18 protein-coding genes are annotated in these 21,302 nt (G+C 66.7%); 15 read left to right on the top strand and 3 right to left on the bottom strand.

From position 1 onward, the window contains the following. Positions 1 to 17 precede the first annotated feature (17 nt). The 14 genes from ACWDKQ_RS26195 (at position 18) to ACWDKQ_RS26130 (ending at position 18,150) form a co-directional block, all read left to right on the top strand. On the top strand, positions 18 to 1,133 hold the full coding sequence (locus ACWDKQ_RS26195) for a LacI family DNA-binding transcriptional regulator (RefSeq protein ID WP_450141420.1): 1,116 nt from the start codon (positions 18 to 20) through the stop codon (positions 1,131 to 1,133). Further along, on the top strand, positions 1,130 to 2,788 hold the full coding sequence (locus tag ACWDKQ_RS26190) for a dipeptide ABC transporter ATP-binding protein (RefSeq protein ID WP_450141419.1): 1,659 nt from the start codon (positions 1,130 to 1,132) through the stop codon (positions 2,786 to 2,788). Before ACWDKQ_RS26195 ends, ACWDKQ_RS26190 begins: the two co-directional genes overlap by 4 nt. 84 nt (positions 2,789 to 2,872) lie before the next feature. Continuing rightward, positions 2,873 to 4,381, top strand: coding sequence for an aldehyde dehydrogenase family protein (locus tag ACWDKQ_RS26185; protein WP_450141418.1), 1,509 nt, complete (start codon positions 2,873 to 2,875; stop codon positions 4,379 to 4,381). A gap of 47 nt (positions 4,382 to 4,428) precedes the next feature. Next, positions 4,429 to 5,445, top strand: a complete 1,017-nt coding sequence (locus ACWDKQ_RS26180; protein WP_450141417.1) for a membrane dipeptidase — start codon at positions 4,429 to 4,431, stop codon at positions 5,443 to 5,445. Next, on the top strand, positions 5,442 to 7,019 hold the full coding sequence (locus ACWDKQ_RS26175; RefSeq protein WP_450141416.1) for a phytoene desaturase family protein: 1,578 nt from the start codon (positions 5,442 to 5,444) through the stop codon (positions 7,017 to 7,019). Before ACWDKQ_RS26180 ends, ACWDKQ_RS26175 begins: the two co-directional genes overlap by 4 nt. Beyond that, on the top strand, positions 7,016 to 7,309 hold the full coding sequence (locus ACWDKQ_RS26170) for a muconolactone Delta-isomerase (RefSeq protein ID WP_450141415.1): 294 nt from the start codon (positions 7,016 to 7,018) through the stop codon (positions 7,307 to 7,309). The genes ACWDKQ_RS26175 and ACWDKQ_RS26170 overlap by 4 nt, the downstream gene beginning before the upstream one ends. 1,121 nt (positions 7,310 to 8,430) lie before the next feature. Beyond that, positions 8,431 to 9,471, top strand: a complete 1,041-nt coding sequence (locus tag ACWDKQ_RS26165; RefSeq protein WP_450141414.1) for a hypothetical protein — start codon at positions 8,431 to 8,433, stop codon at positions 9,469 to 9,471. Continuing rightward, entirely contained in the window at positions 9,468 to 11,045 is a 1,578-nt protein-coding gene (locus ACWDKQ_RS26160) for an AMP-binding protein (RefSeq protein ID WP_450141413.1), read from the top strand. Before ACWDKQ_RS26165 ends, ACWDKQ_RS26160 begins: the two co-directional genes overlap by 4 nt. 95 nt (positions 11,046 to 11,140) lie before the next feature. Continuing rightward, positions 11,141 to 12,574 (top strand): aminobutyraldehyde dehydrogenase, encoded by a 1,434-nt coding sequence (locus ACWDKQ_RS26155; protein WP_450141412.1) that lies wholly within the window; start codon positions 11,141 to 11,143, stop codon positions 12,572 to 12,574. Positions 12,575 to 12,588: 14 nt separating this feature from the next. After that, positions 12,589 to 13,917 (top strand): (Fe-S)-binding protein, encoded by a 1,329-nt coding sequence (locus ACWDKQ_RS26150; RefSeq protein ID WP_450141411.1) that lies wholly within the window; start codon positions 12,589 to 12,591, stop codon positions 13,915 to 13,917. Further along, positions 13,914 to 15,434, top strand: coding sequence for an FAD-binding oxidoreductase (locus ACWDKQ_RS26145; protein WP_450141410.1), 1,521 nt, complete (start codon positions 13,914 to 13,916; stop codon positions 15,432 to 15,434). The genes ACWDKQ_RS26150 and ACWDKQ_RS26145 overlap by 4 nt, the downstream gene beginning before the upstream one ends. Beyond that, positions 15,431 to 15,736: a hypothetical protein gene (locus ACWDKQ_RS26140; protein WP_450141409.1), complete on the top strand. Its 306-nt coding sequence runs from the start codon at positions 15,431 to 15,433 to the stop codon at positions 15,734 to 15,736. Before ACWDKQ_RS26145 ends, ACWDKQ_RS26140 begins: the two co-directional genes overlap by 4 nt. After that, positions 15,733 to 16,758 (top strand): NAD(P)H-dependent amine dehydrogenase family protein, encoded by a 1,026-nt coding sequence (locus ACWDKQ_RS26135; RefSeq protein WP_450141408.1) that lies wholly within the window; start codon positions 15,733 to 15,735, stop codon positions 16,756 to 16,758. The genes ACWDKQ_RS26140 and ACWDKQ_RS26135 overlap by 4 nt, the downstream gene beginning before the upstream one ends. Positions 16,759 to 16,761: 3 nt before the next feature. Beyond that, positions 16,762 to 18,150 (top strand): ammonium transporter, encoded by a 1,389-nt coding sequence (locus ACWDKQ_RS26130; RefSeq protein ID WP_450141407.1) that lies wholly within the window; start codon positions 16,762 to 16,764, stop codon positions 18,148 to 18,150. An 80-nt stretch (positions 18,151 to 18,230) separates the two neighbouring features. Here ACWDKQ_RS26130 and ACWDKQ_RS26125 read toward each other — a convergent pair whose 3' ends face one another. The 3 genes from ACWDKQ_RS26125 to ACWDKQ_RS26115 all read right to left on the bottom strand — a co-directional run bounded on the left by ACWDKQ_RS26125 (position 18,231) and on the right by ACWDKQ_RS26115 (position 20,717). Beyond that, on the bottom strand, positions 18,231 to 18,992 hold the full coding sequence (locus ACWDKQ_RS26125) for a cache domain-containing protein (RefSeq protein ID WP_450141406.1): 762 nt from the start codon (positions 18,990 to 18,992) through the stop codon (positions 18,231 to 18,233). Then, positions 18,989 to 19,735 (bottom strand): FadR/GntR family transcriptional regulator, encoded by a 747-nt coding sequence (locus tag ACWDKQ_RS26120; RefSeq protein WP_450141405.1) that lies wholly within the window; start codon positions 19,733 to 19,735, stop codon positions 18,989 to 18,991. The genes ACWDKQ_RS26125 and ACWDKQ_RS26120 overlap by 4 nt, the downstream gene beginning before the upstream one ends. A gap of 391 nt (positions 19,736 to 20,126) precedes the next feature. Next, complete coding sequence (locus ACWDKQ_RS26115) at positions 20,127 to 20,717, bottom strand: TetR/AcrR family transcriptional regulator (RefSeq protein WP_450141404.1); 591 nt, start codon at positions 20,715 to 20,717, stop codon at positions 20,127 to 20,129. A 122-nt stretch (positions 20,718 to 20,839) separates the two neighbouring features. Between ACWDKQ_RS26115 and ACWDKQ_RS26110 the strand changes: the two genes are divergently transcribed. Continuing rightward, a complete protein-coding gene (locus ACWDKQ_RS26110) occupies positions 20,840 to 21,187 on the top strand; it encodes a hypothetical protein (RefSeq protein WP_450141403.1) in 348 nt (115 codons plus the stop codon). Positions 21,188 to 21,302 lie beyond the last annotated feature (115 nt).

Genomic DNA, 21,302 nt, shown 5'->3' with positions numbered 1-21,302 from the left:
GTTCTCGGGGGATACGCATGACTAGCGGCCCGAGCCGGGAGATAGGGCAAGGCATGACGAAACCGGACACCGGCACCATGGCCAAGATCGCCGAGGCCACCGGCTTTTCCATCTCGACCGTGTCCCGGGCGCTCAACCGTCCGGAGCTGGTGGCGGAGAAGACGCGCAAACAGGTACTGAAGGTCGCCGATGACTTGTCGTTCCACCCCAACCGGGCGGCCTCCGGCCTGCGATCAGGCTCCCACCGGTGTCTGGCCCTCCTGGTCGGCGACATCTCGCAGCCGTGGTACTCGATGATCACGAAGTCGGTCGACACGGTGTGCGCCGAGCACAGTTTCGCGCTCCAGCTGAAGAGCTTCGGCCACGACCGGGCCAAGGCGCTGAGCTACCTCGCCCGCATCCCGTACGAGGGCGTCGACGGGATCATCATCAACACAGGTGACGACCTCGGCATTCCGGAGATCCGCGCACAGCTGGAGAGGATCGTCGAGCGGGGGATTCACGTCGTGACGATCGGGCAGACCATTCCGGGCCTGGACGTTCCGACGATTCTCTACGACGACTACTCCGGTGCCGAGCAGGCCACCACCCACCTCGCCGAGGCCTGGGGCATGCCGCTCGCTTTCCTCGGTGCGATCCGGGGCTCGATCCCGGCCGAGGATCGTTGGCAGGGCTTCCGCAGTGTGGTCCGCCGTCACCGGCAGACCGACGGGATCCGGATCGTCACCGACGGCTACGACTACAAGGCGGGGTACTCCGCCATGGCGGCGCACCTGCGCGTCGGGCCCTGGCCCAGGGGTGTGCTCGCCTCGAACGACCAACTGGCCGTGGGCGCAGTGCGTGCCATCAAGGACCTCGGCGGCACCGTCGGCACCGACATCGCCGTTGTCGGCTTCGGTGACCTCGACTTCGCGCCGTACCTCGTACCGTCGCTGTCCTCGGTCAGCGGCTCTGTCCAGGAGATCGCCGGAGCCGCGACCAACAGGCTCATCAGCATGGTCAAGGGCGAGGCACAAGGCACTGCGATCCCCCCGATCACGGCACCCCGGAAGCTCGTCGTCCGGGAGTCGTCACAGCCGCCGGCCAGCGCCTCTGGTGAGCGTCACCCCCAAGGAGAAGGTGCATACCCATGAGTGAGTCCCCCGACCCCGACGGGCGGCCGCTGCTCACTATCGACGACCTCGTCGTCGGTTTCACCGGCCCGAACGGTTCCACGGACGTCGTCAAGGGCGTGTCGTTGCGCGTCGGGCGCGGCGAGACGGTCGCGATCGTCGGCGAATCGGGTTCCGGCAAGTCCACCATGGCGATGTCCGTCATCCGACTGCTCGCCGCCAACGGCAGGATCCGGGCCGGGAGCATCCGCTTCGAAGACACCGACCTCACCACGAAGTCGGAAGCCGAGCTGCGCAGCGTCCGTGGCCGCCTCATCGGCCTCGTGCCGCAGGACCCGATGTCGAACCTGAACCCCAGCATGAAAGTCGGTGCCCAGGTCGCGGAGACCCTGCTGACACATGGGGCCGCGACCAAGCGCGACGTCCGGCGGAAAACCCACGACGCGCTCGCGGCAGCGGGAATCCCGGAGCCCGAACACCGCGCCGCGCAGTATCCGCACGAGCTGTCCGGCGGGCTGCGGCAGCGCGTGCTGGTCGCGATCGGGCTCGCCTGCCGGCCGAAGCTGCTCATCGCGGACGAACCGACCAGCGCACTCGACGTCACCGTCCAGCGGATGATTCTCGACCAGATCGACAGGATGACCGCCGAGATCGGCACTTCGGTCCTACTCATCACCCATGACCTGGCCCTCGCCGCCGAACGTGCCGAGCGGATCATCGTGATGAACAAGGGAGAGATCGTCGAGCAGGGGCCCACCGGCGAGGTGCTGGCGGATCCGCGCCATCGGTACACGAAGGCCCTTATCGAGGCCGCTCCGACCATCGCGGCGGCGCGCGCTGTTTCCGGTCATGCCGCACACGGTGAGCGCAACGACGGCGAGCCGAACCTCGTGGAGGTCAGGGAAGCGACCAAGATCTACCGCCCCCGGGGCAGGCGCAAGGAGATCCGGGCCGCGGTCGGCGTCTCCTTCGAGATCCCGCGCGGCAAGACGGTGGCCGTCGTGGGCGAGTCGGGTTCTGGGAAAACGACCACATCCCGGATGCTGCTCCGGCTCATCGAACCGTCCTCGGGCTCGATCTCCTTCGAGGGGCAGGACATCGCGGCGATGGGCAAGGCGCAGCTCGCCCGGTTCCGGCAGCGTGTCCAGCCGGTCTTCCAGGATCCGTACTCCTCACTGAACCCGATGTACACGATCGGCAGGATCATCGAGGAGCCGTTGGCCTTTTACAAGCGCGGCGAAAAGAAGGAACGACGGACACGGGTGCTTGAGCTGCTTGAGCAAGTCGCCCTCCCCTCGGACGTGGTCGATCGCAGCCCTGCCGAGCTGTCCGGCGGACAGCGGCAACGCGTCGCGATCGCCAGGGCGATCGCCCTCAACCCCGATCTCATCGTGTGCGACGAACCGGTTTCCGCGCTCGACGTCATGGTGCAGGCGCAGATCCTCCGGCTTCTGGACCGGTTGCAGGCCGAGCTCGGCCTCAGCTTCCTGTTCATCTCCCACGACCTCGCGGTGGTAAGGCTGATCGCGGACTACGTCTGCGTGATGAAGGACGGCGAGATCGTCGAATCCGATACCAACGACGAGATCTTCGGGAACCCGCGGCATCCCTACACGAGAAAGCTGCTGGGCTCCATTCCCGGCCACGAGCTTTTCCAGCCAGCATCCGACAACTAACCCGCACAACGATTTCACCGAACGCCCGAACGGGGCGCTCTTCGGCGCGCCCGAAGAACTGTCAAGAACCGCACAGGAGTCCGCGTGACCGTGTCCCTACCCCCACCGCTCGTCCCTCAACTTTCCACAACGGAATTCCACTCGGACATCAACGGCCGCACGCGTCGGGGCACCCGGACTGAGGCGCTCTTCGACCCGGCCACCGGACGGCCCTGGGGTTCGGTGAGCCACGATGTCGACTTGGTCGGCGAGGCCGTCGCCGGTGCCAGGGCGAGCTACACCGGCGGTGAATGGCGTTCCCTCACCCACCTACAGCGCGCCGACGTGCTCGACTCGATCGGCCGCGGTATCGACGCGCGCGTCGAGGAGATCGCCGCGCTTGAGTCCCTCGCCAATGGCAAGCCGTTGGCCGCCACCAAGGCCGAGGTCGCCGTCAGCGCTCGCTGGTGGCAGTACTACGCCGCGTTGCTGCGCACCACGCGCGAGGACCGCATCGAGATCTCGGCGACGAAGGAGGCGACCCTGCGGCGTGAGCCGGTGGGAATCGTGGCCCTCATTACTCCGTTCAACGGTGCGTTTTCCCTTGGCACCTGGAAACTCGCCCCGGCGCTGGCCGCGGGTAATACCGTCATCATCAAGCCGCCGCTTAACTCGCCCGGTTCGAGCATCATGCTCAAGAGGATCGTGACCGAAGCCGGTGTACCCGACGGTGCTCTGACCATCGTTCAAGGCGGCGTCGATGTCGGGCAGCGGCTCGTTGAGCACGCGGCGGTGGACATGGTCTCGTTCACGGGGAGCACCGGCGCGGCCATGCAGGTCGGAATGTCCGTCAGCGGGCACCTCGGCCGCTTCGTCGCAGAGGCCGGTGGCAAGTCGGCCCACATCATCTTCGACGACGCCCGCCTCGACGACGCCGTGACCGCGGTGGTGCAGGGTGGTTTCTCCGCGACCGGACAGACCTGTGTGGCCGGTTCCCGGGTGCTCGTGCAACGCGGTGCGGCCGAGGAATTCACCGCCGCGCTGCTGCGGCGCGTGTCTCGGCTGCGCGTCGGTGCGCCCACCGAAGACGGGACCCATCTCGGACCGGTCGCCTCGGCCCAGCAGCTCCAGCGCATCCAGTCGTTGATCTCCCAGGCGATCGCCGACGGTGCGACCGTACTCACCGGCGGCGCCGAGCCCCCGCGGATGGCTGCCGGCCTCGAGGGTGGTTACTGGGTGGCGCCGACCGTCCTCCGCGTAGCCGATAACAGCGCCGGCATATGTCAGACCGAGGTCTTCGGCCCGGTACTGACGCTCACGGAGTTCACGACCGAAGAAGAAGCAGTCGCGCTGGCCAACGATTCGGCCTTCGGGCTCGCCGCCGGCTGCTGGACCTCCGATATGGCGCGAGCCCGCCGGATGTCGCAGAGCCTCGACGCCGGAACGGTGTGGATCAACACCTACCGGGGCATGGATTGGCAGACACCGTTCGGTGGCGTGAAGCAGTCCGGGATCGGTCGGGAGAACGGCATCGAAGGCTTGCGCGAGTTCCAGGAGGTCAAGGCGGTTGTACAGGATTTCGCCGCGGCAGCCGACCCATTCGGGCTCGCATGACCCGAACCACTGAACCACGAATCCGAAACGGCACGAAAGTAGAAGACATGACTGCAGGAGTGGAGACCGCGGCGATCGTCGTGGACTGTCTCGAGTACAGCAAACCTTCGCGCAAGCGGTTTCTGGAGTGGCGCGACGGCCACGTCGGTTGCGTCCACGTGACGGTCGCGGTGTGGGAAACGGCCCGTGAGACGCTGTCCGTGCTGGGCCAGTGGAACGACCTTTTCGCCGAGAACGCCGACCTGATCGCATCGGCTCGCACCGCGGCCGAGATCCGTGAGGTGGTCGCATCCGGGCGGACCGCGGTCGTTTTCGGGTTCCAGAACACCGCGCCCTTCGAAGACGACATCCGGCTGGTCCAGGTCTTCCACGACCTGGGCGTGCGGATCGTACAGCTCACCTACAACACTCAGAACAGCATCGCCGCCGGGTGCTGGGAGAACGACGACGCCGGCCTGTCTACTCACGTGGGACGGCAGTTCGTGAAGGAGCTGAACGAGGTCGGAATGCTCGTCGACCTGTCGCACTGCTCGGAGCGGACGTGCCTGGACACCATCGAGTTCAGCCAGGGTCCGGTTGCGATCACGCATGCCAACCCGCTGGAGTTCGTCGGAACCAATGTCGAGCTCAGTCGCCGCCCGAAGTCCTCCACCGTGCTGCGCGAGCTCACGAGCGCCGGTGGCGTCGTGGGCCTGAGCCCGTACGTACGGATGCTCAAGAACGGCGTCAGGACAACCGAGCAGGAATTCGTGGACATGGTCTCGTGGACCGTCGAGCGGTTCGGTGTGGAACATGTCGCCCTCGGCACCGACTTCTACACCGGATACGACATCGAGGCCGTGAAATGGTGGCGCATGGGACGCTGGGGGCGCGAAAGCCCGGTCCCGATCGACGAGAGTACCCCGGTGGTCGAGTGGCCGACGTGGTTCCAGTCGCCTGCCGCCTTCCCGACGCTGGTCGAAACCATGATGCAGAGCGGATTCACCTCCGCCGATCTGGATCTGGTTCTCGGCGGCAACTGGCTGCGCCTGTTCGAGCAGGTCTTCGACCACCGATCCGCATGAGTCCCCATGTGGTCATCGTCGGCGGAGGACACAACGGCTTGGTCGCGGCCAACTACCTGGCGCGCTTCGGGATGCGGGTAACCCTCCTGGAGGCACGCCCCACGCTCGGCGGGATGGTCGGTCGGGTGGAGTACCTGCCCGGCTACTTCGGGGCGATCACCAACTCGCCAGGCTCGCTGGAGGGGCGCGTCATCCAGGAGTTGGAGCTGGAGCGGCACGGGCTGCGGTTCGTCAGCCCGAACGTGACGTTGCTACAGCGGATGAGCGAGGGGCTGTTCGTCGGCTGGCGCGACCGTGACCGGGTGGCCGCACAGCTGGACGCGTTCGCCGCCGGTGAGGCCAAGCGCCATCGTGTGCTCGTAGAGCGCCTCGATGCCCTCGGGGCCGCGAGTGGGCTCTCGATGTGGGAACCACCGCCCTCGCTGCACGAGGCGCTGGACCGGATGCCGGCAGCGGTGCGGGAAGAGTTTCGCCGTGTCGTACTCGAGGGCAGCCTGAACGATCTGCTCACCGAGTCGCTGCGGACCGGTGCCGCCCGGAGCCTGATGATGATGCTCGCCCTCAACGGTCAGCTCGTCTCGCCGGACGCGCCGGGGTCGGCGATGGGACTGCTCATGCGGCCCATTTCCCGCGCCTCGTCGACCGACGATGTGCTCGGTATCGGCGACGCGCCCCTGCGTGGTTCAGTCGGGCTACCGGTCGGCTCGATGAGCGCGATCATCGACGCGCTTGAGCGTGCGGCGGTCGAGCACCACGTCCGGATCCGGACGAACGCTCCGGTCACCGGCCTCGAACTCGACGGCAAAGGACGCGTCGAAGCCGTCGTGCTCGCATCGGGCGAGAAGATCACCAAGGTGGACGCCGTGGTTTCGGCGGTCGAACCGTCCCGGCTGGCAGCGATGCTTCCCCAAGGAGCGATCGCACGCTCCGCGGCGCCCGACCCCCCGGAGGGATCGGCTTTCAAGATCGCCCTGGCGCTGGGGGCTCTCCCGGACATCGCCGACGCTCCCGGCGACGTGCCGGTGGAGACCCTGCTCTCGGCGCAGTTCCGGATCGCGCCGGACCCGGCGTACATCACCGCGGCGGTCGCGGACGGCCTGGCCGGGCGCCCGTCGGCGAAGCCGATCATGTGGGGACTGGTTCCGAGCCTGACGTCGGACGGCCTTGTGCCTGACAGCAAGCACCTCATGAGTATCAATGTGTGGCATGCACCTTACCGGCTCGGCCGGGGGTACTGGCGCACGCACGGTCAGGGATTCGTTGACGCTTGCCTGACACAGCTCGAAGAGTCTTTTCCGCGTCTCCAGGAACGAATCGAGGACATGCGGTGGTTCTCGCCGCACGACCTCGAGGACGAGTTCGGTCTGACCGGGAGCAACATCACTCACGGCGACATGCTGCCGCCACAGCTGCTGGATGGTCGGCCGGGACGGGATTTCACGCAAGCTGTGCGGTCTATGGGAATCGTCGTGGGCGGTGCTGGCGGGTGGCCCGGTGGTTATGTCACAGGAGCACCTGGGCGGAATGCCGCGACAACGGTACACACGATAATGAGGAGTACGAGCCGTCGATGAAGGAATTTCTGGTCAATATCAAGATCGAGTGGCCGCGCGATCTTTCGGAGGAGACCATCCGGAAACTGTCGGTCGACGAGCGGATGATGGCTGCGCAGCGAGCGGCTGAAGGACACCTCGTCCGGATGTGGCGAGTGCCCGGACGCCGGGAGAACTGGGGACTCTGGCGCGCCGAGGACGCGACTGCGCTGCACGAGATCATCAGCGCCCTACCGGTGTGGCCGTACATGGACGTCACAGTGCATCCGTTGGCCACGCATCCCGTCGATCCGGGCACCTCGACCACCTGAACCAGGCGATCGAGGCAGGTGCGCGCCTAACGACTCCCGCCGGTTGGGCGATCGCTCGGGACTGCTTTAGGTGTTGGGGGCAGCGAAGCGTGCGGTCCAGCACCCGGCCCGGTCCTGCCCAGGACCGGGCCGGGTGGAGCGAACGTCGCCGCTACCGCCTTGAGACGCGGCGAACTGGCGCGCATCCGAACTCCTGCCCCGCACCGTGGCGAGTACGACTCGGAATGGGCGGCGATTCGTAAGGCGGCACCCGCCGGGCGTGGGAGAACACCTTGAGGTACTTGCTGCCGATGATCATGTCGTCGCGGCCGCAGGCGTAGGCCAGCCGGCTGCGACGGCCTGGAACTCATGACGCAGGACAGGAAGGAGATTGCCACGACGCCCTGCACGACTCGCGCCCCCGCGGTGCCGAATGCCTGCGTGAGGGTGGCGTTGACCGGGTTGGTGTCCTCGCCCGAGATCACGGCCGGGATGTCGGCCACGGAAAGAACCAAAGCCAGGCACACGAAAGTGGCAGCAGCGCCGCCGATGTAGATCGTGCGTTGCATCGCCTGCGGGATCACGTGGTAGTCCTTGCCTTGCAGGTAGGTGGTCCCGATCAGAGGCTGGTAGGTGCTTGCCGCGTTCGCCGGCGCACCCGGCTGTGGCTCGAGCCGATTCGCGGCCGCGCTACTCCTCGCCCATGAGTCCCGTCGTAGGTCTTCGCCACGAGTGCCCCTTCATTGATGTGCCCTGGGCGCACTGAAGAGCACGAAAGAACTTGATCTGGCCTCCCGAGGTGCTCGACCAGGACCGACCCAAGTTAAACATACAACGCTGTCGTTTTGAAGTGGTGATTTGACGCGCCCGGCTACCTGGCCGCGCGTGGACCGAGGTGTGCGGTGCGACGAGAGACGCGGTGTTCGTGGCCGCTTTGACGCTGCGGCGCGGTTCGGCCTGAACGGCTGAAATGCCTCATTTAGGCGAGACGGCCGGTCAAGGTGTGGTCTTTGTCGAGGTCGACGACCTGGGGAAACCACATTTTCGCTGTTCCTTGTTTTAAAGCGACAGGTATGTATGATTGGCGGCCATCGGGTACGGGCAGCAGTCGTACCTCCTTCGATCGCCAAAGGAGCAGCGCAGTGTCGGTCACGCGAATGGCGCTCGTCGGACTCGGGGCAACGGGGCTCGCCATCGGCGGGTCGCTCGCGAACCGGGTCAACTGCGAGCTCGTCGGGGCGGTGGACAAGAACCCTGACGTCGGAGGGAAGGACCTGGGTGACCTCCTCGGGCTCGGCCCGCTGGGGGTGGAGGTGGTCACCGACATCGAGCTGCTCCCCGACGTCGACGTGGCGGTGGTCGCCACGACGTCGGACCTCGTCCAGGTCGCCAGCACGCTGATGCCGTTGCTCGAGCGGTCGATCAACGTGGTGAGCATCTGCGAGCAGCTCGCGTTCCCCTGGCAAAGTCACCCGGAACTCGCGTCGAAACTCGATGCGGCGGCACGGGCCCACGGCGTCACGGTGCTGGGCACCGGAGCGAATCCGGGTGTCCTCATGGACACCCTGCCGCTGCTGCTCAGCGTGTTGACCCAGAGCGCCAACCGCGTCGTGGTGCGGCGGCGGACGAACATGTCGCGTTACGGCGCCATCCTGTCGAAGTTCGGGCTCGGACTGGCACCAGGGGACTTCGCCGCCGAGCGCGAGGCCGGAACCGTCATCGGGCACGTCGGTTTCGAGCAGGCGATCGCGGCGGTCGCCGCCGGATTGGGCTGGCAGCTGGACGAGATCGTTGTCGACGACGTCGAACCCGCCATCGTGAGCAGGTCCCGGCGACAGGGGGCGAACGCGGTGATCGAGGCCGGGACGATCTCCGCGGTCACCCATCGGGCACGTGGCCTGTGCGGCGGTGACGCGGTCATCGATCTGGAGATCATGTTCGGCTTCTTCGACGACAGCGACGACGTCCAGCCCGGCGACGAGTACCGCATCGAGGGGGGCGACCAGGTCATCACCTTGGCTTCCGCTACGGGTTTCGAGTCGTTTCTGAGCACGATCGCCGTCGCGGTCAACGTGGCGACAGCGGCGGTGGACGCACCCCCCGGGTTGCGCTCGATGGGCGAGCTTCCCGTGCTGGCGCTGGCGTCGAAGGGGACACGGATGCGAGTGGAGGCGATCTCGTGAGGCACAGTTTCCAAGCCCTGTCGCCGGCGCGTTTCCTCGCACGCTCGGCGGCGGTCTACGGGAACCGCACGGCCGTCATCGACGGCGAGTTCCGGATCACTTACGCCGAGCTGTACCACAGGGCGAAGCAACTCGCCGGGGCGTTGGTCGACCTGGATCTGCGCGCCGGTGGCCGGGTCGCGGTGCTCGCCATCAACAGGCACGAAATGCTTGAGGCGCACTACGGAGTTCCGTTCGCCGGCGGCGTCATCGTGCCGATCAACACGCGGCTCGGCGCCGCGGAGATCGCCTACATCCTGGACCACTCCGGCGCCGACATCATGATCACTTCGGAATCACTGGCGGACCTGGCCGCCGCGGCAGTCGCTCGGAGCCGACAGGTGATCACCGTTATCCACACCGGTGAAGGATACGAACGTGCGCTCGCTCAGGCCACGCCCTACGAGGCAATGGTCAGCGACGAACTGGGGCCGATAGCCATCAATTACACCAGCGGCACAACGGGTTCTCCCAAGGGCGTGGTCTACACCCACCGCGGTGTCTACCTTCAATCGCTTGCCATGGCGTTCCACGCCGGCCTGACGGCGGAGTCGTCCTACCTGTGGACCCTGCCGATGTTCCACTGCAACGGGTGGTGCTTCACCTGGGCCGTCACCGCGGCCGCCGCGACGCACGTGTGCCTGGACAAAGTGGACAGTCGCGTGGTGTGGCCGGCGATCGAAGATCACGGTGTCACGCACATGTGCGCCGCTCCCACCGTGCTGTCGGCACTGGTCCCGCCTTGTGAGGCCGGCGAGATCGGCGACCGGTCCATCTGGGTCGGGGTGGGCGGAGCACCGCCCGCGCCGGCGGTGCTGGCCCGGGCATCCGTGCGCGGGTTGCATGTGACCCATCTGTACGGCATGACTGAGACCTACGGCCCGGCCGTGATCAACCAGTGGAAGCCGGAGTGGGATCAGCGCCCGGCAGAGGAACGAGATCGCCTCGCGGCGCGCCAGGGTGTCGGCAACATCGTCTCCGAGCGGGTGCGTGTGGTCGACCCGGCCGGTGCTGACGTGCCCGCCGACGGCGCCACGATCGGCGAGATCGCGTTGCGCGGTAACAACATCACGCCTCGTTACTTCAACGACCCGGCCGCCACCGAGGCAGCCGTCCCGGACGGTTGGTTACGGACGGGGGACCTGGCCGTGCGCCATCCTGACGGTTACCTCGAGATCCGTGATCGCGCCATGGACGTGATCATTTCGGGTGGGGAGAACCTCACCTCGGTGGAAATCGAGCAGGCGCTGCTGTCGCACCCTGCGGTGGTCGAGGCGGCCGTCGTGGCGCGGCCGGACGAGCACTGGGGCGAGCGTCCGGTGGCGTTCATCGAGACCGCGGCCGGCGCTCAGGTGAGCGAGACCGAGCTTCGCGGGCACCTGGTGGCTCGCATCGCTCGGTTCAAGGTGCCGGACGCGTTCGAGTTCGGCACGCTTCCCAGAACCGCGACGGGGAAGATCCAGAAGTTCGTGCTCAAGCAACGGATTCGCGCCGCCTTCGCGACGGATGAGCCGGATCAGGTGGACACCCGGTAAACGGACACGCGGCATGATCCCGGACTTTGCCCCAACCAGCACACGCACAGCCGAGATCACGGGGTCTCGGTCCCATCACGGAAAAGGAACGTGACATGACCGACGCGGAGATTCGCACGCGCAACCTTGTCGACGGGGAACTGGTCGGCGCACGCAGCGGCCGCGAGCTCGAGGTGATCGAGCCGGCCACACAAGCCGTCCTCGCCCGGGTTCCGGCCAGTGATGCCGAGGATGTCGAGGCGGCGGTGACCTCGGCGACGAAGGCTTTCAAGTCGTGGAAGCGCACCACGCCGGGGGAACGGGCGGACAGGCTGCTCGCGCTGGCCGCTGCCGTCGAGGCCGACGCCGAGCATCTGGCCACCCTGGAGTCGCGCAACGTCGGCAAGCCGCTGCCGATGGCCCGCGAGGAAATCGGGTTCGTCGTAGACAATCTGCGGTTCTTCGCTGGCGCCGCCCGTTGCCTGGAGGGCCGCTCGGGCGGGGAGTACCTGGCCGGGTACGAGTCCTATGTGCGACGCGAGCCAGTCGGCATCGTCACCGGCATCGCACCCTGGAACTATCCGCTGCTGATGGCGACGTGGAAGTTCGCCCCCGCTCTCGCGGCGGGCAACTGCAGCATCCTCAAGCCGTCCCGGCAGACGCCGCTTTCCGCGCTGCACCTGGCGTACCTGGCGAAGGACGTGCTACCCGCGGGTGTGCTCAACGTGCTCGCCGGCAGCGCCGGAGACTTCGGTGACTCGCTGATCAGCGACCCGAGGATCGGCATGGTGTCGGTTACCGGCGATACGAGCACGGGCAAGCATGTCGCCCGCACAGCGGCGGAGCACGTGGCGAAGTCGCATCTGGAGCTAGGCGGTAAAGCGCCGGTCGTCGTGCTCGACGACGCCGAAGTGGACGCGGTCGTCGCCGGGATCGCGCTCGCCGGCTACGTGAACTCCGGGCAGGACTGCACCGCCGCTTGTCGGGTGATCGCCACTCCGGGCGTCTACGGCAAACTGGTCGAGCAACTCGTTCCCGCAGTCGAAGCGCTGAAGATGGGCGACCCGGCCGAAACCGAGGACCTCGACCTCGGGCCGGTCATCTCGGCGGCGCACCGTGACTCGATCCTGGGCATCCTCGGTCAGACCAACGGCAAGATCGCCACGGGCGGCCGCAAACGTGGCGACAAGGGCTTCTTCATCGAGCCGACCGTCGTCCTCGAACCCAGCCAGGACGACGTCGTGGTGCAGCGCGAGCTGTTCGGCCCGGTCGTTTCGGTGCAGCAGGCCCGTGACGAGGACCAGGCGTTCGAGTGGGCCAACGACGTCGATTTCGGACTCGCCTCCTCCGTCTGGACCCGCGACGTCAGCGCCGCGGTCCGCGCCGCCCGTGACCTGGACTTCGGCTGTGTGTGGGTCAACGACCACATCCCGGTCGTCTCCGAGATGCCCCACGGTGGGTTCAAGCAGTCCGGCTACGGCAAGGACATGTCGATCTACGGGCTCGAGGAATACACCCGCATCAAGCACGTCATGACGAAGTTCGCCTGAGAGGAAAGCAACACGTGAACGACAAGCAGGAATCCCAGGCGTCGGCCACTGACACGGGGGTGCCGTCGGGCAACGGTTCAGCCCACGAGTCCGGCAACAAGGTCGACCTCGCCATGCCGAAGCACCTCGATGACTTAGAACAGGCCTTCGTGGAGAAATGGCACGAGAACGCGACCGGCTGTTTCTCCTCGGGACATAAGTTCTGCCGCGAGGTCTGCCCTGTCACGCAGGTGACTCGCAACGAGAACCACACCCCGACCGCGTTCCACGCCAACGTGATCGCTCTGGAGAAGGGGCATCTAAGTGTCAAAGACGTCGCCGACGACTACGTCCACTGCACCCAATGCGGTGGCTGCGAGGTGCGTTGCCCCAACACGCTGATGGTCGGTGACTTCTACCGGGCACGGACCGAGACGGTGAAGGTCGTGCGCGCCATGCGGGCGATGCTGGTGGACAAGGGCCTCGACCGTGAGGGGTGGAAGGTCTGGAACCGGCTGACCAACGAGCTGAAGAATGAACCGGTCCTCGGTGTCGAGGGCGATCAGCCCAACGGTCAGGCGCAGGTCCGGGACTGGGCCGAGGGGCTGAACATCCCCATCGGCGGCGAGACGATCATGTTCGTTGACTGCGAGGCCGCCTACTACCGGACGTCCGTGCCGCGTGCCACCGCGCAGATCCTGCAGAAGGCCGGTGTCGAGTTCGGGCTGATGAACGAGCAGTGGTGCTGCGGCGGTCCGGCCGCGGAAATGGGTTACGTCGAGCAGTCCATGCGGTTCGCCCGCCACAACGTCGACGACTGGCGACGCTCGGGCGTCAAGCGGATCATCGCGATCGAGCCGCACGACTACGTCCACTTCACCGAGGACTACCCGGCCTACTTCGGTGCGGAGTTCGAATTCGAGGTCGTCCAGATCATCGACCTCGTCGCCGAACTCATCCGGGACGGCCGCCTCGAGCTGGTTAACCCCATCAACCGGGTGGCGACTTACCACGACCCGTGCCGGCTCAACAAGCGCAAGGGAATCCACGAAGCCCCGCGGGAGATCCTGCGCGCCATCCCCGGGCTGGACTTCCGTGACGTCGACCGCGTCACGCAGTGGTCCTACTGCTCAGGCGGCGGTGGGGGTCTGCCCATCGAAAAGCCGGAGATCACCGCCGAGATCAGCCGTCGACGCCTGGCGCAGGCGTCGACGTTGGACGTGGACCTGCTCGTCAGCGCGTGCGTCTGGTCCGAGCGGCCGCTGACAGCAGCAGGTGACGAGGCCGGTATCGAGGTGCGCGACATCATCGAGCTGGTCGCCGAGTCCGCCGGCATCGAGGTCGGTGGGAGGACCCAGGCATGACCGCGACCGTCAGGATCAGCAGCGAAGTCATCCAGCGGCTCGAGGAGATCGTCGACGAGCCGGGCGCGGTCCTGACCGGCCGCTCCAGCAGGTTCAACCGCGCGCGGGTGCCGGCACCCTTCCCAGTGCACCGGTGGGAGGAGTTCCTGCCCGACGTGGTCGTGTTGCCCCGCACGACGGAGCAGGTTTCGCGGATCGTCAAGCTGGCAAACGAATTCAAGATTCCGATCGTGCCGCGGGCCGGTGGCACGGGTCTGGCCGACGGCGCCGTCCCGATACGGGGCGGGATCCTCGTCGATGTGAAGCGGATGGACCAGATGAAGGAGATCGACCTGGTCAACAACACCGTCACAGTCGGGCCCGGCATCAACATGCAGACCCTCAACCGGCACCTCAAGCCGCACGGGGTGATCTATCCCGACGATCCGGCGTCCTACGCCTGCGCTCTCGTTGGCGGACGAATCGGCACCAGCGGCCTGTCCCTGCTCGGGGCACGCTACGGCCACACCCGCGACCTGGTGATCTCGTTCGAAATGGTGCTCCCGACCGGCGAGGTCATCGAGGTCGGCGACGGTGGCGGGCGCAAGATCCGCAAGTCCTCCACCGGGTACCACCTGAAGCACCTGTTCATGGGCCACCAGGGAACCCTGGGCATCGTCACCGAGGCGACGCTGGAACTGGTCCCGCGCGCCGAGACCGAGTTCGCGGCGTTCTTCCTGTTCGAGGACTACGAGACGGCCTACCGCACCTTCTCTCTGCTCGCGAAGAGCGGCTTGGCCACCCTGGCCGGGGTAATGCTGTTCGACCCGGAAAAAGTCGAGTACCTGCGACGCGACGACGAGGCCTACATCGTGCAGCCGGAGTGGGTGAAGGCCGTGTGCGCGGTGTCGCTGCTGGGGACCCGCGCCGAGGTTGAACCGGCTCATAAGGTCGTGATGCAACTCGGACGCAGCCTCGGCGGCCGCTACATCGGCGACGAGATCGCCTCGGGCGACTGGGCAGCGCGCCACGACCGCTACGCGAACCCGCTCCACGGCCGTGATGCGGACGGCAACGTCATCCCGATGTCGTGGCACTGCGAGGACGCGGCCATCCCCTACAGCGAGGTTCCCGAGGTGCTGCGCAAGTGGCACGAAATCGCGCGCCGCTACTGCGAGCAGTACGACATCTTCGACGACTGGGGAGCTTTCGCCTACACCAACGCGCCGCACAAGCCCTGGGGAGACATCCTCCTCGAAATCGACATGGGGCTGTGGGAGGACCACATGGACGAGGCGTCCTGGAACGCCTTCGTCTCGCTCAAACGCGAGATCGCACAGGTCGCGATCGAGCACGGAGGCTCCATGTCGGCCTGCCACGGAGCCACCCGTGCGGGTGACGCGGAACTGGTGCCGACCGAGATGGGCGCCTCCTGGGAAGTCATGAAGACGATCAAGAGGGCGCTGGACCCGAACAACATCATGAATCCCGGCAAGCAGAGCCTCGACGAGGCATACCCGGATGGAGCTCGGTCGTGAGCAGCAGCCCCTACCGGTTCGGCCACTACGTGCCGTCCGAACAGGTCCCCCCTGAACCGGAGCGCGTCACCAACCAGGTCGTGCAGCGCTTCGAGCATGTCTTGGAGGTCGATCCCAAGCGGATGACCAGGTTCCGGCAGCAGAAGATGCCGGCCTGGGACACCAAACGCATCGTCGCCGCCAGGTGGGATCACCTCGACGCAGTACATCGTGAGTTCGCCGACGAGGTGCTGCTGGCGGGTGAGGGGCCGGACCCCGGCCCGCCGTCCGGTCCGGATCAAGACAAAGGAGCCAACCAGTGACCATCAAGGCAGTCGTCTACGGTGTCGGCGCGATGAACTCCATCGCGACGCGCCTGCTCCTGGACAAGGGCGTCGAGATCGTCGGCGCGATTTCGCGCAGTGAATCCAAGGTCGGCAACGATCTCGGCGAGGTCGCCGGCATCGGCCGAAGCCTGGACGTGGTGATCAGCAACGACCCCCACGAGGTGTTCGAGCGGACTCGACCGGACGTCGCGGTCATCGCCGTCAACAGCTACATGACCGATGCCGTGGAACAGCTGCGGGTCTGCGCCGAGCACGGCGTCAACGCCGTCACCCTCTCGGAAGAGGCCCTCTACCCCTGGCAGACCTCGCCCGAGATCACCCGTGAGCTCGACGAGATCGCCAAGCGTACCGGCGCCACCCTCACCGGCACCGGCCACCAGGACACCTACTGGGTGAACATCGTGGCGTTGATGATGGGCACGGCCCACCGCATCGACACCGTGACCGGGCACGCGAGCTGGAACGTTGACGACTACGGCCCGGAGGTCGCCGGCGACCAGCAGGTCGGCAAAACCGTCGAAGAGTTCGACGAGTGGCTCGCCAGTACCGAGCGCCCGCCCACCTTCGGGCGCAACGTGCTAGACGCGCTGGTCGCCGACACGGGGCTGACGGTCAAGTCCGTCACGTCCAACACGCGTCCCGACATCGCCGAAACGTCCATGTTCTCCCGGGCGCTGCAGCGCGAGATCCTCCCCGGCCAGGTCGTCGGCTTCACAGACATCGACGAGATCGTCACCACCGAGGGGCCCGTTTTCAACTTCGAAATGTCCGGCCGCGTCTACGGCGCGGGCGACGGGGACATCAACGAGTGGGAGATCAAGGGCGAACCCGACCTCGTGCTTTCCAATGGGACGGTGCCGACCCAGGTCACCACCTGCACCCAGCTGGTAAACCGGATCCCCGACGTCATCGCCGCGCCCGCCGGCTTCGTGACCGTGGAAAAGCTGCCGCGGCTGCGCTACCGCACCTTCCCCCTGCACACCTACCTGGGCAGGTGAGCGATGCCCGCGACCTTTTTCTCGGCGGACTTCGGCGAGCAGGTCGACACGAACGCGCTCACGCAGAACCTGCTCTACATCCTGTCGTCGACGGCGGTTGTCCTCGCTCTGCTCGGGCTGATCCTCATCGACACGGGTCTGGTCAGGCGGCAGAACGTGCTCACGACGAGCATCCAGAAGATCATCGGGTTCCTCATCGGAACCGTCGCCTACATGGTCGGTGGGTTCGCCCTGTGGAACTTCCAGTACTACCAGGCTCTCGGGGTCGAGGCGAGCTTCGGTCAGGCATTCAAGGACTGGTGGTTCGGCGGGTCGCTGCTGCGTGAATACGCACAAAACGTCGATCCCGCGGTGGCACCGGGCGTGGGAAACTCGCAGATCTTCTTCGCGTTCCTCGCCCTCTACGGCGGGTTCGTGTGCGCCCTGCTGCACACCAGCGTCTCCGAGCGCATCCGCAGCGGGCCGTACTACATCATCTGCGCCGCTGTGGGCGGGATCGTCTATCCGGTCCTGCTCTGGCTGACGTGGGGATCGACGAGCCCATTGACCAACGCTGGCGTGCACGACTTCGTCGGCGCGTACACCTCCTACATCTTCGCCGGGGTGTTCGGCCTCGTGCTGACCTTGCGGTTGCGACCGCGAGCAGGCCTGTTCCCGAAACCGGGCAAGCCCGCAAGCTGGATTCCCAACAGTGTCCCGCTGGCCGCGCTCGGTGTCGTGGTGCTCCTGTTCGCCGCTCCGCTCATCGTCATCGGATGCGGGTTCATCGTTCCCGGCGAGGGCTTCTACGGCGTCTCAATGACCACCACCGGCCTCGGCCTGATCTACGTCAACGTGATCGTCTCGTTCGTCGGAGGCGGGGCGGTGGGAGCGGTGATCGCCTACGCCACTGGCAACCCCACCCACGCGCTGTTGGGACCGTTGGCTGGGTACGTCGCGAACACCGCCGGTTTCGACGTGCTCAAACCGTGGGAGACGTTGCTGGTCGCCGTGGCCGGGCAGCTGGTGGTCGCGGCCGTATACACATTGGTCAACCGCCGCGGTATCGACGACGCGAAAGTCTTCCCGCTGGCCTGCGCTGCCATCGTGGGTGACCTGATCGTCGGCGCCCTCGCCTGGGGCACGCCTACCGGGGGGTACTTCGGGCTCACCGGCGAGTTCGGCTTCCAGCACGCTCACATCACGTTGTGGTGGCAGCTGGTCGGCGTCGCGGTCACTGTCGCCATCGCCGTCGTCTCCGCGCTGCTGCTGGTGTTCGTGCTGGGCGCGGTGATGAAGCTGAGGGTCACCGAAGAGGACGAGATCACCGGCGCGGACTCAGTGGAGTGGACACCCAAAGCGAAGCCGAATCCGCTGTCCATGCCCGCTGACCCGGCGGTGCGCACGGGCTGAGACGAGTAAGGGGGCCGATCGACCACCAGGTCGATCGGCCCCTCGCTCATGCGCAAGTGGCCTGCCCCAGGATGATGCCGCTACCGGAGCCGTTGGATCTCGCTGCGTGCGACTCCCAGCGTCCAGCCCGACCAGTCGACCAGGCGTTCGGACTGGTCGAGGCCCAGCGCCTCGCCGCGCACGGCTGGCACCCGTTCCCCTGGCATCCACCGCGCCGAGTTGGCCGCCACGACCAGGCGTTCGTCGTTGAAGACAACCGCATCGGCTGCGAGCGCGCGCAACTGCTCCACGAGCAGGCCCTCCGCGGCATGGGCAGACAGATCGATGCCCGCGACACCCGCGAACTGCGAACCGCAGTTGGCCGCAACGGTCAGCGTCACCACGATGTGGTCCGAACCCGAGTAGTCCAGATAGGGCCCGGTCAAGCACGCTCCGCGTGTTGATCGTGCTCGCGAGTACCAGTCCATGCGCACGTAGTCGTAGGCGTCGACGTCCGAGGTGTCGAAATTGAGCCGCAGCCGCCTGGCCGCACCATCGCGTTTCTGCAGCCACAACATGTACCGCTCGCAGTCGTCGACCAGTCCTGGCGCCGCGATGAAACCGGCGCCGATGATGGATCGCGCGGAATGGACGAGCCGCTCCACCGAGGGCACCAGATCGTCAAGTGCGGCTTCGGAGATGGCCGAGTTGTCGTCGCCGTCGTGAGGAGGTTCGGCGATCGCGGTCACCGCCGCCGCCAGATCCGCAACCGGGGCGCGCCAGCTCTCGAGGAGTTCATTCAGGCGCTGCCGGACCCGGTCAACGCTCGCCCGACGGGTCTCGAGACCGCCTTCCCCGGTCACAGCGGGCTCCTGATCGCATCGACGAGCGCGAAACGGCCCGAGGTCAGGCGCCGGAGGTTGTTGCGCACGTGCTGCTCGGCCAGCGTGCCAGCCTGAACGCCGTCCTCGGCCGAGATCGCCGCAGCGATGTCCCGGTGTTCGATCGCGATCTTCTTCAGCTCGCTGTCGGGCAGGTGGGATCCCCAGAGCATGCCGACCGTTTCGGCCTGCAGCGCCACCTCACGCCGGGTCAGCCGTTGCGAACGCGTCGCGATCGCGATCTCGATGTGGAACCGGCTGTCGGCCTTGATCCGCGCCCCGCGGGTCTCCGCCGAGGCCAGCTGGTCGGCCAGGGACAGGATGCGCTCCACGTTTGAAGGAGACGACCGCTCGGCGGCCAGCCGGGCAGCCAGCCCCGCGATCGCGGTCTGCTCATCGGCGATGTCGCGCAACTCCGCGGAGGTGAGAGCCGCCAGCCGAGCCATGTCCGGTTCTTCGTCTGGTTCCAGGGAGCGCTTGACGAACGTGCCGCCCCAGCGGCCTCGTCGGGTCTCCACCAGTCCGCGGTCGCGCAGCTCCGCGATCGCTTCACGCAAGGTGACCGGGGAAACCCCGAATTGGGCTGCGAATTCCGACTCCGGGGGAAGCCTCTCCCCGTCGCGCAGCAACCCCAGATGAATGGCCTCGGTGATGCGAATCGCGATCTCGCCAGCGCGGCCGGCTGCGCCCAGTGGTGCGATCAGAGCTGTTCGCTCGCCGTCCAATCCGCCCCCTCGTTGCCTGCAGAGCCGCGTGTCAACCCTGACGAGACCCCCAATACGCATAATACTGTAGGTTTTCCGTCGGGAGCGGCTGCGGACAGGGGAGTGACAAGGTCGATGCGGCTGAGCCGGAATGAAGCGGTGTTCTGCCTCATGCGGCGAGGTCGCTGCTCGCCTCCCATCGCGTCGCCGACGCGCCTGGTGCCGCGGCGCTGAGCCGTTGGCAGAAGCCGGGCATGGCTCACCGAACAGGTACGAAGTACCGATCGAGGACCTCCTGAGCGACACCTTTCCGGCAGGATGACACACGGGCTCGCCAGGGTGGCAGCAAATGGGTTCGTCGCCCGGCGACATCGTGATCCGATCGTCGACCCGATCACGGTCGGTCGGCTTTTCAGAGTTCACGGGCACCCGCCATCCGCAGCGCGAACTCCGTGTGCTGCCACGCGACCTCGTTCTCCGTCGGCCCGGCGTCCTCGCGGAACCACACCGCCACCCCCATGCCGAGATCGAGGATCGCGTACGCCGCCAGGCGGGCCGAGTCAACGCGGAAATCGCCAGTCGAGATGCCATCTGCGATCAGGTCCTCGAAGCGATTGGCGTATTCCGCCCGGTGGCCGAGCACAACCGCGCGGTAGGGCTCGACGAGGCTGCGCAGTTCTCTGTTGCCGACGAACGCCTCGCGGCGATGTCGCGCGTGATAGCGCACGTGTGCGTCCACAGCTCGGCGCAAGCGTTCGGCGGGGGTACCGGAGCCGGCGACGGCCAGTCGATGTCTCTCGAGTAGTTGTTCCATGGTGTTGGTCGTGATAGTTGCCAGCAGCTCCTGCTTCGACGAGACGTGCTTGTACAAGCTGGCGCCACGGATACCCACTGCGGCACCGATATCTGCCATCGTGGTGGCCTCAAAGCCGCGGCGGACGAACAGGTCGAGTGCGGCGTTCCGGATGTCCGCCGCCCGCCCCTTGCGTCGCCGCTCGGGCACACCTACCTCCTCGGGCAATGATCCGATAGCCGCCAGTGTGACATGTCTTGCAGGGCACTTGTCCGTCAGTGTGACGGGGGTTGCCATGAAGGCTAACAGGCATTAGCCAATGGGGTGACGATATGAACCGGCCGGCCGCGGTCACCGCGAGCGAGCGCAGCCTGCGGGCCCAGGATGTGGTCAACGCGGCGGACGGCTGGGCCGGCGAGGTCGCCGCTCTGGCCGGGCTGACCGTAATGGGCAAGAGAAACTACCTACCGCGTCGACCTCGGCGGGGACCGTCCGGTGATCCTTCGCATCGCAGCCGAACCGGGGCGCCAGACGCGCTCCGAGCGCGAACTTCCAGCACGGTGATCACCGCTGATGCCAACCACACCAGCGCCGATTTCGCCGCCGAGGCCGACAAAGCCGGGACGTTCTGGCTCCTGCTGGCGAAGGGGCAACCGCCCCCCGCCTGCACCGGAGGCTGACAAGCCTGCCCTGGAACAACCAAGGCCGCGTAGTTAGCCCGTGGGTGGGGGCGTCAAGTGTTCCCGCTGAGACTGGTGGACGGGGTGATCCAGGCTGGCGCGAGGGCGTAGGCTC

The organism is Saccharopolyspora sp. NPDC000995, from assembly GCF_053599315.1.
Note: the sequence above shows the minus strand (reverse complement) of the source record. Positions and strands in the feature narration are given on the sequence as shown.